The sequence below is a fragment of the Camelimonas abortus genome, from assembly GCF_042432745.1.
In the GTDB taxonomy this organism is placed as follows: Bacteria; Pseudomonadota; Alphaproteobacteria; order Rhizobiales; family Beijerinckiaceae; genus Camelimonas; species Camelimonas abortus.
In genome coordinates this window covers 1229001-1243203 of record NZ_JBHLWR010000006.1, presented here as the reverse complement: position 1 = coordinate 1243203, position 14203 = coordinate 1229001, and the positions used below count along the sequence as shown (strand labels likewise).

The following is a 14203-nucleotide window of genomic DNA, read 5'->3' as shown; positions in this document are numbered from 1 at the left end:
CGGGCGCCGGGCCCGTGGCCCCGGCGGCGCCGGCGAGGGCAGGCGGGCTGCGACGTCGTGGCGCTGCGCCGGCCGGCCCGGGCGCGGCCGGGGGCGCAGGCGCGTCCCGCGGGCGCCGCGCGCAGGCCAGGCGCAGGCTCAACCGGTTGAAATACTGCGCCTGCGCGGGCGCGCGCGGGCGGAAGCGGCGGAAAAAGCGCGCCGCGACGGAGCGAAAAAACATCCGCCGGCTGCGGTTACACATGCAACAATAGGAAGTTTTCGAGGCGACACTTGCACGAGTTTGGCCCCTGCGTTAAGCCTGCCCCGCAGCTACGAACTGTTCCAAGAAAGCGCGGAGGCGATCTCCGGCGGCGAGACCAGGCGGCCGGGCGACTCTCCGTCGTGAAACGGAGCGGCAGGGCTCACGGCGCCGCGCGCGCATGGCGCCCCGGCGGCTGGGGCCCGGGAGAATGGGTGCAGTATGCACAGCTTGCTCAACGACTATCTTCCCCTCGTGGTCTTCATGGGCGTGTCGCTGGTCATCGGCCTTGCGCTCCTTGTCGCGCCGTTCCTGCTGGCGTTCCGGAATCCGGACCCCGAGAAGCTGTCCGCGTACGAGTGCGGCTTCAACGCGTTTGACGACGCGCGCATGAAGTTCGACATCCGCTTCTATCTCGTCGCCATCCTTTTCATCATCTTCGACCTTGAGGTCGCCTACCTGTTCCCGTGGGCCATCGGCTTCGGCGAGCTCGGCGCCTTCGGCTTCTGGTCGATGATGCTGTTCCTCGCGGTTCTCACCGCCGGTTTCGCCTATGAATGGCGCAAGGGAGCCCTCGAATGGGATTGATTGGCAAAGGCGCCGCCGTCGCTCCGGCTCCGCGCGGCGTGATCGACCCGGCCACCGGCAAGCCCGTTGGCTCTGACGATCCGTTCTTCACCGGCATCAGTGACGAGCTCGCGGACAAGGGCTTTCTGGTCACCTCGACCGACGAGCTGATCCAGTGGGCCCGCACCGGCTCGCTGATGTGGATGACCTTCGGTCTGGCCTGCTGCGCCGTGGAGATGATGCAGGCCTCGATGCCGCGTTACGACGTGGAGCGCTTCGGCTTCGCCCCGCGCGCCAGCCCGCGCCAGTCGGACGTGATGATCGTCGCCGGCACGCTGTGCAACAAGATGGCGCCGGCCCTCCGCAAGGTTTACGACCAGATGCCGGAGCCGCGTTACGTCATATCCATGGGCTCCTGCGCCAACGGCGGCGGCTACTATCACTATTCCTACTCCGTGGTGCGCGGCTGCGACCGCATCGTTCCGGTCGACGTCTACGTGCCCGGGTGTCCGCCCACCGCCGAGGCGCTGCTCTACGGCATCCTGCTGCTGCAGAAGAAAATTCGCCGCACGGGCACGATCGAACGCTGACCGGCGTCGCCCCCGGGCGGCGCTTCCGCCCCGGGCGGGGCGGGCGTGAAGGGCTGATGCAGCCGTGACGGCGCCAGCCGCCGGACCAGGGCGCAGGTTTGATTGGATGGATTATGTCAGAGGCAAGCCTCAACCAGACAGGTCGTAACCAGGCGGACGCCGAAGCCGCGGCCCTTGGCGCGCGCGTCATGGGCGCGCTGGCCGCCCGTGGCGTCGACGCCGGCGTGGAGGCGAAGGCCGATCACGGTGAGCTCACCCTGCTTGCGCCGGCGGAGCGCGTCGTGGAGCTGGCGCAGGCGCTGCGCGACGATCCGGCCCTGCGTTTCGTGTGCCTGATCGACGTGTGCGGCGTCGACTGGCCGTCGCGGGAAAAGCGCTTCGACGTGGTGTATCATCTGCTGTCGCCGACGCTGAACGCCCGGCTGCGCGTGAAGGTCCAGACCGACGAGCGCACGCCGGTGCCCTCCGTGGTGGGGGTGTTCCCCTCGGCCGACTGGTACGAGCGCGAGACCTGGGACATGTACGGGGTGATCTTCTCCGGTCACCCGGACCTGCGCCGCCTGCTCACCGACTACGGCTTCGAGGGGCATCCGCTGCGCAAGGATTTTCCGCTCAGCGGCTTCGTCGAGCTGCGTTACGACGACGAGCAGAAGCGCGTGGTATACGAGCCCGTGTCGCTGCGCCAGGAGTTCCGCCGCTTCGACTTCCTGTCGCCCTGGGAGGGGCCTGACTACATGCTGCCGGGCGACGAGAAGGCGGCTGGCCAGAAGGATCCGGGAAAAGCGTCATGAGCGAACACCAGCTCCGCAATTTTTCGATCAACTTCGGCCCGCAGCACCCGGCGGCGCACGGCGTGCTCCGCATGGTGCTGGAGCTTGACGGCGAGGTGGTCGAGCGCGTCGATCCCCATATCGGCCTGCTGCACCGCGGCACCGAGAAGCTGATCGAGTACAAGACCTACGCCCAGGCGACGCCCTATTTCGACCGCCTCGACTATGTGGCGCCGATGAACCAGGAGCACGCCTTCGTGCTCGCCGCCGAGAAGCTGCTCGGCGTGGAGGTTCCGCGCCGCGGCCAGCTCATCCGCGTGCTCTATTCGGAGATCGGCCGGCTGCTCTCGCACCTGCTCAACGTCACCACCTTCGCGATGGACGTTGGCGCGCTCACCCCGCCGCTGTGGGGCTTCGAGGAGCGCGAGAAGCTGATGATCTTCTACGAGCGCGCCAGCGGCGCGCGCATGCACGCCAACTATTTCCGCATCGGCGGCGTGCGCCAGGACCTGCCGCCGGACCTCATCGACGACATCGAGGCGTTCTGCGACCCGTTCCTGAAGACCCTCGACGACCTCAACCGCCTGGTCACCGGCAACCGCATTTTCAAGCAGCGCACCGTGGACATCTCGCCGGTGACGCTCGAAGAGTGCTGGGCGCGCGGCTTCTCGGGCGTGATGGTGCGCGCCGCCGGCGGCGAGTGGGACCTGCGCAAGGCGCAGCCCTACGAGTGTTACGAGGAGATGGATTTCGACATCCCCGTCGGCAGGCACGGCGACTGCTTCGACCGCTACTGCGTGCGCATGGAGGAGATGGTCCAGTCCGTGCGCATCATGCGCCAGTGCATCGACAGGCTGCGCGCTCCGGACGGGCAGGGGCCGGTGCTGACCACCGACCACAAGATCGCGCCGCCGCGGCGCGGCGAGATGAAGCGCTCCATGGAGGCGCTCATCCATCACTTCAAGCTGTTTACCGAAGGCGTTCACGTTCCCGCCGGCGAGGTTTACGCCGCGGTGGAGGCGCCGAAGGGCGAGTTCGGCGTGTACCTGGTGTCGGAGGGCGGCAACATGCCCTACCGCTGCAAGATCAGGGCGCCGGGCTTCGCCCATCTCGCGGCCATGGATTTCCTGTCGCGCGGCTACATGCTGGCCGACGTCTCGGCGATCTTGGGCTCACTCGACATCGTGTTCGGCGAGGTGGACCGGTGACCGGCCCGCGTCCTGAAAGCCAGCCTGCTGGCGTCTGCAAGGGATTTGCGTAAGTCATGAGCGTACGTCGTCTGGCCCCGCCCGAGTTACAGCCGGCTGAGTTCGCCTTCACGCCGGAGAACGCCGCGTGGGCCGCAGCCCAGATCGCCAAATATCCGGAGGGTCGCCAGCGCTCGGCGGTCATTCCGCTGCTGTGGCGGGCCCAGGCCCAGGCCGGCGGCTGGCTGCCCCGGTGCGCCATCGAGCACGTGGCCGACCTGCTTGGCATGCCCTACATTCGCGCGCTCGAGATCGCGACCTTCTACACCATGTTCCGCCTGGAGCCGGTGGGCCGCTTCTTCGTGCAGCTGTGCGGCACCACCCACTGCATGGTATGCGGCGCCCATGACCTGCGCGCGGCGCTGCAGGAGTTCATCGGTCCCGAGAACACCGTGACCGCCGACGGCAATTTCAGCTGGCAGGAGGTTGAGTGCCTCGGCGCCTGCTGCAACGCGCCGATGGTGCAGATCAACGACGACTATTACGAAGATCTTACGCCGGAGATCCTGATCGGCGTCCTGAAGGATCTCGCCGCGGGCAGGCCGGTGAAGCCCGGGCCGCAGCAGGGCCGCAACGCGGCCGAGCCGAAGGGCAGGCTGACCTCGCTGACCGATCCGTCGCTTTATGACGGTTCGGTGGTCGGCGCGTGGCGCGCCAGGTTCGCGCAGAAGGACTGAGGCCATGCTGTCGGACAAGGATCGCATCTTCACCAATCTCTACGGCCTCCATTCCCCTGGCCTGCAGGAGGCCATGCGCCGCGGCGCCTGGGACGGCACGAAGTTCCTGCTTGAGATGGGGCGGGACTGGATCATCGACGAGATGAAAAAGTCCAACCTGCGCGGCCGCGGCGGCGCCGGCTTCCCCACCGGCCTGAAATGGTCGTTCATGCCGAAGCAGGGCGACCGGCCGCACTATCTGGTCATCAACGGCGACGAGTCGGAGCCGGGCACCTGCAAGGACCGCGAGATCCTGCGCCACGATCCGCACCTGCTCATTGAAGGCGCGATGCTCGCCGCCTTCGCCATCGGGGCCCACGCCGCCTACATTTACATCCGCGGCGAGTTCATCGCCGAGCGCGAGGCGCTGCAGCGCGCCGTGGACGAGGCGTACGCCGCCCGTCTCATCGGCAAGGACAACATCCACGGCTATCCGTTTGATTTTTATATCCACCACGGCGCCGGCGCCTATGTCTGCGGCGAGGAGACGGCGCTGCTGGAGAGCCTTGAGGGCAAGAAGGGCATGCCGCGGCTGAAGCCGCCGTTCCCGGCCAACATGGGCCTCTACGGCTGCCCGACCACGGTCAACAACGTGGAGTCGATCGCCGTCGCCGGCACGATCCTGCGGCGCGGCGCCGAGTGGTTCAACAGCATCGGCCGGCCCAACAACGTCGGTCCCAAGCTGTTCGGCATCTCCGGCCACGTGAACACGCCCTGCGTGGTGGAGGAGGCGATGGGCATCCCGTTCCGCGAGCTCATCGAGCGTCATGGCGGCGGCGTGCGCGGCGGCTGGGACAACCTGCTGGGCATCATTCCCGGCGGCGCCTCGTGCCCGGTCATTCCCGCGCACCTGTGCGAAGACCTGATCATGGACTTCGACGGCTGCCGCGCCGCCACCTCCAGCTTCGGCACCGGCGGCGTGCTGGTGATGGACAAGTCCACGGACATCATCCGCGCCATCGCCCGCCTGTCGTACTTCTTCAAGCATGAGAGCTGCGGCCAGTGCACGCCGTGCCGCGAAGGCACCGGCTGGATGTGGCGCGTCGTCAGCCGCATGGCCGAGGGCCGCGCCCACAAGCGCGAGATCGACATGCTGTTCGACGTCAGCAAGCAGATCGAGGGGCACACCATCTGCGCGCTGGGCGACGCCGCGGCGTGGCCGATCCAGGGCCTGATCCGTCACTTCCGTCCGGAGATCGAGAAGCGGATCGACCAGTATGCGGCCAATCCGCATCCCGACCCGCTGCCGGCGGCGGCCGGATAAGGGCCGCACCGCCAACCCGTTCGCGCCGGCCGGCGGGCCGACGCCGCAAGTTCAAGGGCCCAACGTCGCCTGAGACGGAAGGAAGCCATGCCGAAGCTGATTGTCGACGGAAAAGAGATTGAGGTCCCGGCGGAGTACACGCTGCTCCAGGCCTGCGAGGCCGCCGGCGCCGAGATCCCGCGTTTCTGCTATCACGAGCGGCTGTCCATCGCCGGCAACTGCCGCATGTGCCTCGTGGAGGTGCAGGGCGGTCCGCCGAAGCCGGTGGCTTCCTGCGCCATGGGCGTGCGCGACCTGCGTCCGGGCCCCAACGGCGAGCCGCCGGTGGTGTTCACCCGGTCGCCCATGGTGAAGAAGGCCCGCGAGGGCGTGATGGAGTTCCTGCTGGTCAATCACCCGCTGGACTGCCCGATCTGCGACCAGGGCGGCGAGTGCGACCTGCAGGACCAGGCCATGGCCTACGGCGTCGACACCAGCCGTTTCCATGAGAACAAGCGCGCCGTTGAGGACAAGTACATCGGTCCGCTGGTGCGCACCTCCATGAACCGCTGCATCCACTGCACCCGCTGCGTGCGCTTCACCAGCGAGGTGGCGGGCGTGGGCGACCTCGGCGCCATCGGCCGCGGCGAGGACATGGAGATCACCACCTATCTCGAGCACGCCATGGGCTCGGAGCTGCAGGGCAACGTCATCGACCTGTGCCCGGTGGGCGCGCTGACCTCGAAGCCCTACCAGTTCCGCGCCCGGCCGTGGGAGCTGGTCAAGACCGAGTCCGTGGACGTGATGGACGCGGTCGGCTCCGCCATCCGCATCGACACCCGCGGCCGCGAGGTGATGCGCATCCTGCCGGTGGTCAACGAGGACGTGAACGAGGAGTGGATCTCCGACAAGACCCGCTTCGTCTGGGACGGCCTCAGGACCCAGCGCCTTGACCGCCCCTATGTGCGCGAGGACGGCCGCCTGCGCCCCGCCTCGTGGAGCGAGGCCTTCGCCGTGATCGCCGGGCGCCTGAAGGGCGTGGACGGCAGGCGCGTCGGCGCCATCGCCGGCGACCTGTGCGCGGTGGAGGAGATGTTCGCCCTTCGCCAGCTGATGCAGGCGCTGGGCTCGCCCAACATCGACTGCCGCCAGGACGGCGCCCGCCTCAACCCGGCCTTCGGCCGCGGCAGCTACCTGTTCAACGCCACCATCGCCGGCATTGAGGACGCGGACGCCATCCTCATCATCGGCTCCAACCCGCGCCGTGAGGCGGCGGTGCTCAACGCCCGCATCCGCAAGCGCTGGCTGCAGACCGGCCTGAGGGTGGCCTATGTGGGCGAGCCGATGCAGCTGACCTGCCCGGCCGAGCAGCTGGGCGCGGGCGCCCAGACGCTGGTGGAGCTGGCCAACGGCGCCCATCCGTTCGTTGAGGTCCTGCGCCAGGCGCAGCGGCCGCTGATCATCGTCGGCCAGGGCGCGCTGGCCCGCCGCGACGGCGCGGCCGTGTTCGCCGCCGCCACCCGCCTTGCGGTGGACGTGGGCGCCATCGGCGACGACTGGAACGGCCTCAGCGTGCTGCACGCCGCGGCGGCGCGCGTCGGCGGCCTCGACGTCGGCTTCGTGCCGGGGGAGGGCGGTCTCTCCGCCTGGGAGATGGTCGCTCCCGGCGCGCTCGACGTGCTGTACCTGCTCGGCGCCGACGAGATCGAGGCGGCGCCCGGCGCCTTCGTCATCTATCAGGGCAGCCACGGCGACCGCGGCGCCCACCGCGCCGACGTGGTGCTGCCGGGCGCGGCCTATCCGGAGAAGTCCGGCATTTACGTCAACACCGAGGGGCGGGCGCAGCTGGCCGACCGCGCCTCCTTCCCGCCGGGCGAGGCGCGCGAGGACTGGGCCATCATCCGCGCCCTGTCGGAAGCGCTCGGCGCGCGGCTGCCTTATGACAACCTGGGCCAGCTGCGCGCGGCGCTTTACGCCGAGGTTCCGCACATGGCGGAGCACGGCGTGGTCACGCCCGGGGCCCTCGACCTGCCGGCGATCGCCGCGGCCATCGGCCAGATGGACCCTGCGCCCTTCGCCAGCACGGTGACCGATTTCTACCTGACCAACCCCATCGCCCGCGCCTCGGCGGTGATGGCGGAATGTTCGGCGCTGGCGCGCGGCGCCGTCGCCCAGGCTGCTGAGTAAGGGGAGCCGCGATGTCGTTCTGGGATGGACTCCTGCACGTCCTGCTCATCGCCCTGCAGAGCGTGGCGCTGCTGGTGGCGCTGCTGCTGTTCACGGCGTACTACCTGCTCGCCGACCGCAAGATCTGGGCGGCCGTGCAGCTGCGCCGCGGCCCCAATGTGGTGGGCGCCTTCGGCCTGCTGCAGTCCTTCGCCGACCTGTTCAAGTTCGTGCTCAAGGAGCCGGTGATCCCGGCGGGCTCCAACAAGGGCCTGTTCCTGCTGGCGCCGCTGATCACCGGCGTGCTGGCGCTGTCCGCCTGGGCGGTGGTTCCGGTCAACGCCGGCTGGGTGGTGGCCGACATCAACGTCGGCATCCTGTTCATTCTCGCCATCTCGTCGCTGATGGTCTACGGCACCATCATGGCCGGCTGGTCGTCGAACTCGAAGTACCCGTTCCTGTCGGCGCTGCGCGCCACGGCGCAGATGGTGAGCTATGAGGTCTCCATCGGCTTCGTGCTGGTGACGGTGCTGATGTGCGCCGGCACGCTCAACATCTCCGGCATCGTGGCGGCCCAGGAGTCGCGCGGCCTGGCGACGCTGCTCGGCGTCCCGCAGCTCACCTTCCTGAACTGGTACGTCATTCCGCTGTTCCCGATGTTCGTGATCTTCCTGATCTCGACCCTCGCGGAGACCAACCGTCCGCCCTTCGACCTGGCGGAGGCGGAATCCGAGCTCGTCGCCGGCTTCATGGTGGAGTATTCCTCCACGCCGTACCTGCTGTTCATGCTCGGCGAGTACATCGCCATCCTGACCATGTGCGCGATGGGCGCCCTGCTGTTCATGGGCGGCTGGTCGGCGCCGGTTAACCTCCCGCCCTTCACCTGGGTGCCGGGCGTGGTGTGGTTCATCCTCAAGCTGTCGGTGATGTTCTTCTTCATCGCCATGGCCAAGGCGATGGTTCCGCGCTACCGCTACGACCAGCTGATGCGTCTGGGCTGGAAGGTGTTCCTGCCCATCTCGCTGGTCATGGTGGTGGTCGTGGCGGCGTTCCTGCACTTCACCGGCTTCGCGCCCGGCGCATGACGCAGCTTCCCGCGGCGGCGCTGGCCGGCGCCGCCATCGGCCTGGCGATGGCCGCGCTGCAGGTGGTTCTGGTCCAGTCGTTCGCCGCCCGGGCCATCGAGCGGGAGACGGAAGGGGAAGGTCCGTCCCCGGATGAGGGCGAGTTCCGGAAGCGGCTGGCGCTGACGCGCCGGCTGGTCTGGTCGTCCCTCGCGGTTCTGCCGCTGGCGGGCGCGCTGCTGGGCGCGCTGGTCAGCAGGATCTGAGCCGCCAGCCCGGCAGGGCTGGGCGGCTCGCGACAACATCCTGTCGGGGCGGCCGCGCGCGGCCTCCTGACGCTGAGGAGTGGAGATCATGGCGATCGGCCAGACGGTGTCGTCGTTGTTCCTGAAGGAGTTCGTGTCGGCGTTCTTCCTGTCGATGCGCTACTTCTTCCGGCCGAAGGCGACGCTCAACTATCCCTTCGAGAAGGGGCAGCTGTCGCCGCGCTTCCGTGGCGAACACGCCCTGCGCCGCTATCCCAATGGCCAGGAGCGCTGCATCGCCTGCAAGCTGTGCGAGGCCATCTGCCCGGCGCAGGCGATCACCATCGAGGCCGGCCCGCGCCGCAACGACGGCACGCGCCGCACCACCCGCTACGACATCGACATGGTGAAATGCATCTACTGCGGCATGTGCCAGGAGGCCTGCCCGGTGGACGCGATCGTCGAGGGCCCCAACTACGAGTTCGCCGTGGAGACGCGCGAGGAGCTCTATTACGACAAGGCGAAGCTCCTCGATAACGGCGACCGGTGGGAGCGCGAGATCGCGCGCAACATCGCCATGGACGCCCCGTACCGCTGATAACCAGTTTCCAGAACGCCCCGCGCCTGAGGCGCCGGGGCGGCCACCCCAGGGCCTTTCCGGCTACAGCGCATGGCGCAGGCAGGCCGGCCAGGGCTGTCAAGGACGCAGACGGATGATCGCCGCAGCAGTCTTCTTCTACATCTTCTCGGCAGTGGCCGTAGCCTCGGCGCTCATGGTGATCGCTTCGCGCAATCCCGTGCATTCGGTCCTGTTCCTGATCCTGACCTTCGCGAACGTCACCGGCCTGTTCATCCTGCTGGGCGCCGAGTTCCTGGGGCTGCTGCTGGTCATCGTCTACGTCGGCGCGGTCGCGGTGCTGTTCCTGTTCGTGGTGATGATGCTGGACGTGGACTTCGCCGCGCTGAAGAAGGGCGCGCTGCAGTACGCGCCGGTGGGCGCGCTGGTCGGGATCGCGCTGCTGGCCGAGCTGCTGTTGGTGATCGGCGCCTGGCTGGCGCCGGGCGGCCTGCCGCGCGCCGGCGCCGCTCCCATCCCGCAGGGGATCACCAACACCGAGGCGCTGGCGCGGGTGCTGTACACGGACTTCGTCCTTTACTTCCAGCTGGCCGGCCTCGTGCTGCTGGTGGCCATGATCGGCGCCATCGTGCTGACCCTGCGCCACAAGCCGAACGTGCGCCGCCAGGACATCGCCCGCCAGGTGGCGCGCACGAAGGAAGACGTCATCGAGCTGCGGAAGACGCCCTTCCGTCGCGGCCTCTGAGGAGCATCGCCATGATCATCGGGCTTGGCCACTATCTCACCGTCGCCGCCATCCTGTTCACCATCGGCGTGTTCGGCATCTTCCTGAACCGCAAGAACGTCATCGTCATCCTGATGTCCGTCGAGCTGCTGCTGCTGGCGGTGAACCTCAACATGGTGACGTTCTCCAGCTTCCTCGGCGACATGATGGGGCAGGTGTTCTCGCTGATGGTGCTCACCGTCGCCGCGGCCGAGACCGCCATCGGCCTCGCCATCCTGGTCGTGTTCTTCCGCAACCGCGGCTCCATCGCGGTGGAGGACGTGAACACGCTGAAGGGCTGACGCCGGCCGCCAGGCCCGGCCCCGCGGCGCGGGGCGGGGCGGCGGCGGTCCCAGACACGCCGGCCCGCGTGAGCTTCATGCGGGGCGGCTCCGGAACAGGCGCCGCGACAGGCTTTCCCCGGCAGGGGCGGGCAGGGGGAAACCCCGTCGCGGGGCCGTAACACGCCACAGGGCGGCGTGGCTCGCGCCGCAACCGCCCGCATGCACGAACGGCCGTCATGTATCACGCGATCGTCTTTCTTCCGCTTGCCGGATTTCTGATTGCAGGCCTCTTTGGCCGCATCATGGGGGCGCGCGCCAGCGAAATCGTCACCACGTCGCTGCTGTTTGTGGCGGCGGCGCTTTCGTGGGTGACGTTCTTTCAGGTGGCCTGGGGAACCGGCCCGGTTCAGGTGACGGTCGTCAACTGGATGACCTCCGGCGGGCTCTCCGTCGACTGGGCGCTGAAGATCGACACGCTGACCGCCGTGATGCTGGTGGTCGTGAACTCGGTGTCGGCGCTCGTGCACCTGTACTCCATCGGCTACATGCACGAGGATCCGTCGCGGCCGCGCTTCTTCGCCTACCTGTCGCTGTTCACCTTCGCCATGCTGATGCTGGTGACGGCCGACAATCTCGTGCAGATGTTCTTCGGCTGGGAGGGCGTGGGCCTCGCCTCCTATCTGCTCATCGGCTTCTGGTATCACAAGGACTCCGCCAACGCCGCGGCGATGAAGGCCTTCGTCGTCAACCGCGTCGGCGACTTCGGCTTCCTGCTCGGCATCTTCACCGTGTTCGTGATGACCGGCTCCGTGGCCTTCGCCGACATCTTCGCGAAGGCGCCGGAGATGGCGCAGCAGTCGTTCCGCCTGCTCGGCCACGAGTGGAACGCCATGACGCTGGCCTGCCTGCTGCTGTTCATGGGCGCCATGGGCAAGTCGGCGCAGTTCCTGCTGCACACCTGGCTGCCTGACGCCATGGAGGGCCCGACGCCGGTGTCCGCCCTGATCCACGCCGCCACCATGGTGACGGCCGGCGTGTTCATGGTCGCCCGCCTGTCGCCGCTGTTCGAGCTTGCGCCCACCGCCATGGTGGTGATGACGGTGATCGGCGCCACCACCGCCTTCTTCGCCGCCACCGTCGGCCTCGTGCAGAACGACATCAAGCGGGTCATCGCCTATTCGACCTGCTCGCAGCTCGGCTACATGTTCGTGGCGCTGGGCGTGGGCGCTTTCGGCGCCGGCGTGTTCCACCTGTTCACCCACGCCTTCTTCAAGGCGCTGCTGTTCCTTGGCGCCGGCTCGGTGATCCATGCCTGCCACCATGAGCAGGACATGCGGAAGATGGGCGGTCTCGCCCGTTACATCCCCTTCACCATGGCCGCCATGCTGATCGGCAACCTGGCGCTGACCGGCTTCCCCTTCACCGCCGGCTATTATTCGAAGGACGCGATCATCGAGGCTTCGTTCGCCTCGCACTCGCCGGCCTCCACCTACGCCTTCCTGTGCGTTGTGGTCGCGGCGCTGTTCACCTCCTTCTATTCCTGGCGCCTGTTCTTCATGACCTTCTTCGGCGAGGCGAAGTGGAAGCACGCGGCGGCCCATGACCATGACGCTCACGCGCATGACGGCCATGGCCATGGCGACCATACGCCTCACGAGAGCCCCGCGGTGATGATGATCCCGCTGGCGGTGCTCTCGGTCGGCGCGCTGGCCGCTGGCGCCGTGTTCGCCGGCGACTTCATCGGCGCCAGCTACGACGCCTTCTGGAAGGGCGCGCTGTTCACCGCGAAGGACAACCACATCCTGCACGACATGCACAACGTGCCTGGCTGGGTGAAGCTGTCGCCGATGGTCATGATGGTCCTCGGCTTCGTGGTGGCCTGGTGGTTCTACGTGAAGAACCCGGAGGCGCCGCGGCGTCTCGCGGCAGACCAGCCGCTCATGTACCGGTTCCTGCTCAACAAGTGGTACTTCGACGAGATCTACGACTTCCTGTTCGTGCGTCCGGCGAAGTGGCTCGGCTCCTTCCTCTGGAAGAAGGGCGACGGCTGGCTCATCGACGGCTTCGGGCCTGACGGCGTCTCCGCCCGGGTCGTGGACGTGGCCAACCGCGCGGTGCGGCTGCAGTCCGGTTACCTCTATCACTACGCATTCGCCATGCTGATCGGCGTTGCGCTCTTCGTCACCTGGTACCTCGTTGGAGGGGCCCACTGATGTTCGGCTTTGGCATCCTCTCTGGCCTGGTCGCAATTCCTGTCGTCGGCGCGCTGCTGATCCTGGCGCTGCGCGGGTCGCAGGAGTCCGTCGCGTCCAACGCGCGCTGGATCGCGCTTGTGACCACGCTGGCGACCTTCGTGCTGTCGCTCGTGGCGTGGAGCCGTTTCGACGGCTCCAGCGCCGCCTTCCAGCTGGTGGAGAGCCACGCCTGGCTCTCCGAGACCATCCGCTTCAAGCTGGGCGTCGACGGCTTCTCGCTGCCGTTCATCGTGCTGACGGCGTTCCTGATGCCGTTCTGCGTGCTGGCGTCGTGGTCATCCATTGAGAAGCGGGTGCGCGAGTACTTCATCGCCTTCCTGGTGCTGGAGGCCACCATGGTGGGCGTGTTCGCCGCGCTTGACCTGGTGCTGTTCTACCTGTTCTTCGAGGCTGGCCTGATCCCGATGTTCCTGATCATCGGCATCTGGGGGCACGACCGGCGCATTTACGCCAGCTACAAGTTCTTCCTGTACACGCTGGCGGGCTCGGTGCTGATGCTGCTGGCCATCATGGCCATGTACTGGGCCGCCGGCACCACCGACATTCCGACCCTGCTGCAGCACCGCTTCGGCGAGAGCCTGCAGATCTGGCTGTGGCTGGCCTTCTTCGCCTCCTTCGCGGTGAAGATGCCGATGTGGCCGGTGCACACCTGGCTTCCGGACGCCCACGTGGAGGCGCCCACGGCGGGCTCGGTCATCCTGGCGGGCATCCTGCTGAAGATGGGCGGCTACGGCTTCATCCGCTTCTCGCTGCCGATGTTCCCGGACGCCTCGGCGTATTTCGCGCCGCTGGTCTACGCCATGTCCGTGATCGCGATCATCTACACCTCGCTGGTCGCGCTCATGCAGGAGAACATCAAGAAGCTGATCGCCTATTCGTCGATCGCCCACATGGGCTTCGTCACCATGGGCATCTTCTCGATGACCGAGCAGGGCGTGCAGGGCGCCATGTTCCAGATGGTGTCGCACGGCCTGGTCTCCGGCGCGCTGTTCCTTGGCGTCGGCGTGATCTACGACCGCATGCACACGCTGCGCATCGACGCCTACGGCGGTCTGGTGGAGCGCATGCCGCGCTACGCCGTGGTGATGCTGATCCTCACCATGGCCAATGTCGGCCTGCCGGGCACCTCGGGCTTCATCGGCGAGTTCCTGACCATGCTCGGCACGTTCCGCGTGCAGCCTCTGGTGGCGCTGCTGGCCTGCACTGGCGTCATCCTGTCGGCCGCCTACGCCCTGTGGCTGTACCGCCGCGTGGTGTTCGGCAAGATGGAGAAGGATTCGCTGCGCGAGATGACCGACCTCAACGCCCGTGAGCTGGTCATGTTCGTTCCGCTGGTCCTGCTGATCATCTGGTACGGCGTGCAGCCCGGCCAGATCCTCGACGTCTTCGCCGCGCCGACCGTGGAACTCCTGAAGCACACCCAATCCGCGCTCTCCGCCGTGAAGACGGCCGCGCTCGCGATCCATTGAGGCAAG

General features: G+C 67.7%; 13 protein-coding genes and 1 pseudogene. All 14 read left to right on the top strand.

The genetic code is table 11. The annotated features are described in order from the left end of the window. Window positions 1-463: 463 nt before the first annotated feature. The 14 genes and pseudogenes from ACFFJB_RS07745 (at window position 464) to ACFFJB_RS07680 (ending at window position 14197) form a co-directional block, all read left to right on the top strand. Entirely contained in the window at window positions 464-829 is a 366-nt protein-coding gene (locus tag ACFFJB_RS07745; protein ID WP_376830672.1) for an NADH-quinone oxidoreductase subunit A, read from the top strand. Next, window positions 820-1398, top strand: coding sequence for a NuoB/complex I 20 kDa subunit family protein (locus ACFFJB_RS07740; protein WP_376830671.1), 579 nt, complete (start codon window positions 820-822; stop codon window positions 1396-1398). The genes ACFFJB_RS07745 and ACFFJB_RS07740 overlap by 10 nt, the downstream gene beginning before the upstream one ends. Window positions 1399-1511: 113 nt before the next feature. Beyond that, on the top strand, window positions 1512-2189 hold the full coding sequence (locus ACFFJB_RS07735; protein ID WP_376830670.1) for an NADH-quinone oxidoreductase subunit C: 678 nt from the start codon (window positions 1512-1514) through the stop codon (window positions 2187-2189). Next, a complete protein-coding gene (locus ACFFJB_RS07730; RefSeq protein ID WP_376830669.1) occupies window positions 2186-3376 on the top strand; it encodes an NADH-quinone oxidoreductase subunit D in 1191 nt (396 codons plus the stop codon). Before ACFFJB_RS07735 ends, ACFFJB_RS07730 begins: the two co-directional genes overlap by 4 nt. A gap of 56 nt (window positions 3377-3432) precedes the next feature. Next, window positions 3433-4089, top strand: a pseudogene (gene nuoE, locus ACFFJB_RS07725) (NADH-quinone oxidoreductase subunit NuoE); the annotation flags it as partial. 7 nt (window positions 4090-4096) lie between these two features. Further along, the gene (gene nuoF, locus ACFFJB_RS07720; protein WP_376830668.1) at window positions 4097-5395 is read left to right on the top strand and encodes an NADH-quinone oxidoreductase subunit NuoF; all 1299 of its coding nucleotides are present in this window, start codon (window positions 4097-4099) and stop codon (window positions 5393-5395) included. An 87-nt stretch (window positions 5396-5482) separates the two neighbouring features. Continuing rightward, entirely contained in the window at window positions 5483-7561 is a 2079-nt protein-coding gene (nuoG, locus tag ACFFJB_RS07715) for an NADH-quinone oxidoreductase subunit NuoG (protein ID WP_376830667.1), read from the top strand. An 11-nt stretch (window positions 7562-7572) separates the two neighbouring features. After that, entirely contained in the window at window positions 7573-8625 is a 1053-nt protein-coding gene (gene nuoH / locus ACFFJB_RS07710; RefSeq protein WP_376830666.1) for an NADH-quinone oxidoreductase subunit NuoH, read from the top strand. Further along, entirely contained in the window at window positions 8622-8870 is a 249-nt protein-coding gene (locus tag ACFFJB_RS07705; RefSeq protein WP_376830665.1) for a hypothetical protein, read from the top strand. The genes nuoH and ACFFJB_RS07705 overlap by 4 nt, the downstream gene beginning before the upstream one ends. A gap of 88 nt (window positions 8871-8958) precedes the next feature. After that, on the top strand, window positions 8959-9447 hold the full coding sequence (gene nuoI / locus ACFFJB_RS07700) for an NADH-quinone oxidoreductase subunit NuoI (protein ID WP_376830664.1): 489 nt from the start codon (window positions 8959-8961) through the stop codon (window positions 9445-9447). A 115-nt stretch (window positions 9448-9562) separates the two neighbouring features. Then, window positions 9563-10171 (top strand): NADH-quinone oxidoreductase subunit J, encoded by a 609-nt coding sequence (locus ACFFJB_RS07695; protein ID WP_376830663.1) that lies wholly within the window; start codon window positions 9563-9565, stop codon window positions 10169-10171. Between the two features lie 11 nt (window positions 10172-10182). Further along, window positions 10183-10491 carry an NADH-quinone oxidoreductase subunit NuoK gene (gene nuoK, locus ACFFJB_RS07690; protein ID WP_376830662.1) on the top strand — a complete coding sequence of 103 codons (309 nt, stop codon included), beginning with the start codon at window positions 10183-10185 and terminating at the stop codon, window positions 10489-10491. 218 nt (window positions 10492-10709) lie between these two features. Beyond that, window positions 10710-12686: an NADH-quinone oxidoreductase subunit L gene (gene nuoL / locus ACFFJB_RS07685; RefSeq protein ID WP_376830661.1), complete on the top strand. Its 1977-nt coding sequence runs from the start codon at window positions 10710-10712 to the stop codon at window positions 12684-12686. Then, window positions 12686-14197, top strand: coding sequence for an NADH-quinone oxidoreductase subunit M (locus tag ACFFJB_RS07680; RefSeq protein WP_376830660.1), 1512 nt, complete (start codon window positions 12686-12688; stop codon window positions 14195-14197). Before nuoL ends, ACFFJB_RS07680 begins: the two co-directional genes overlap by 1 nt. Window positions 14198-14203 lie beyond the last annotated feature (6 nt).

What these genes read in the sequence shown, in the direction of transcription:
- ACFFJB_RS07745 (WP_376830672.1), top strand. Translation starts at nt 464, where the DNA reads ATGCACAGCTTGCTCAACGACTATCTTCCCCTCGTGGTCTTCATGGGC.
- ACFFJB_RS07740 (WP_376830671.1), top strand. Translation starts at nt 820, where the DNA reads ATGGGATTGATTGGCAAAGGCGCCGCCGTCGCTCCGGCTCCGCGCGGC.
- ACFFJB_RS07735 (WP_376830670.1), top strand. Translation starts at nt 1,512, where the DNA reads ATGTCAGAGGCAAGCCTCAACCAGACAGGTCGTAACCAGGCGGACGCC.
- ACFFJB_RS07730 (WP_376830669.1), top strand. Translation starts at nt 2,186, where the DNA reads ATGAGCGAACACCAGCTCCGCAATTTTTCGATCAACTTCGGCCCGCAG.
- nuoF (WP_376830668.1), top strand. Translation starts at nt 4,097, where the DNA reads ATGCTGTCGGACAAGGATCGCATCTTCACCAATCTCTACGGCCTCCAT.
- nuoG (WP_376830667.1), top strand. Translation starts at nt 5,483, where the DNA reads ATGCCGAAGCTGATTGTCGACGGAAAAGAGATTGAGGTCCCGGCGGAG.
- nuoH (WP_376830666.1), top strand. Translation starts at nt 7,573, where the DNA reads ATGTCGTTCTGGGATGGACTCCTGCACGTCCTGCTCATCGCCCTGCAG.
- ACFFJB_RS07705 (WP_376830665.1), top strand. Translation starts at nt 8,622, where the DNA reads ATGACGCAGCTTCCCGCGGCGGCGCTGGCCGGCGCCGCCATCGGCCTG.
- nuoI (WP_376830664.1), top strand. Translation starts at nt 8,959, where the DNA reads ATGGCGATCGGCCAGACGGTGTCGTCGTTGTTCCTGAAGGAGTTCGTG.
- ACFFJB_RS07695 (WP_376830663.1), top strand. Translation starts at nt 9,563, where the DNA reads ATGATCGCCGCAGCAGTCTTCTTCTACATCTTCTCGGCAGTGGCCGTA.
- nuoK (WP_376830662.1), top strand. Translation starts at nt 10,183, where the DNA reads ATGATCATCGGGCTTGGCCACTATCTCACCGTCGCCGCCATCCTGTTC.
- nuoL (WP_376830661.1), top strand. Translation starts at nt 10,710, where the DNA reads ATGTATCACGCGATCGTCTTTCTTCCGCTTGCCGGATTTCTGATTGCA.
- ACFFJB_RS07680 (WP_376830660.1), top strand. Translation starts at nt 12,686, where the DNA reads ATGTTCGGCTTTGGCATCCTCTCTGGCCTGGTCGCAATTCCTGTCGTC.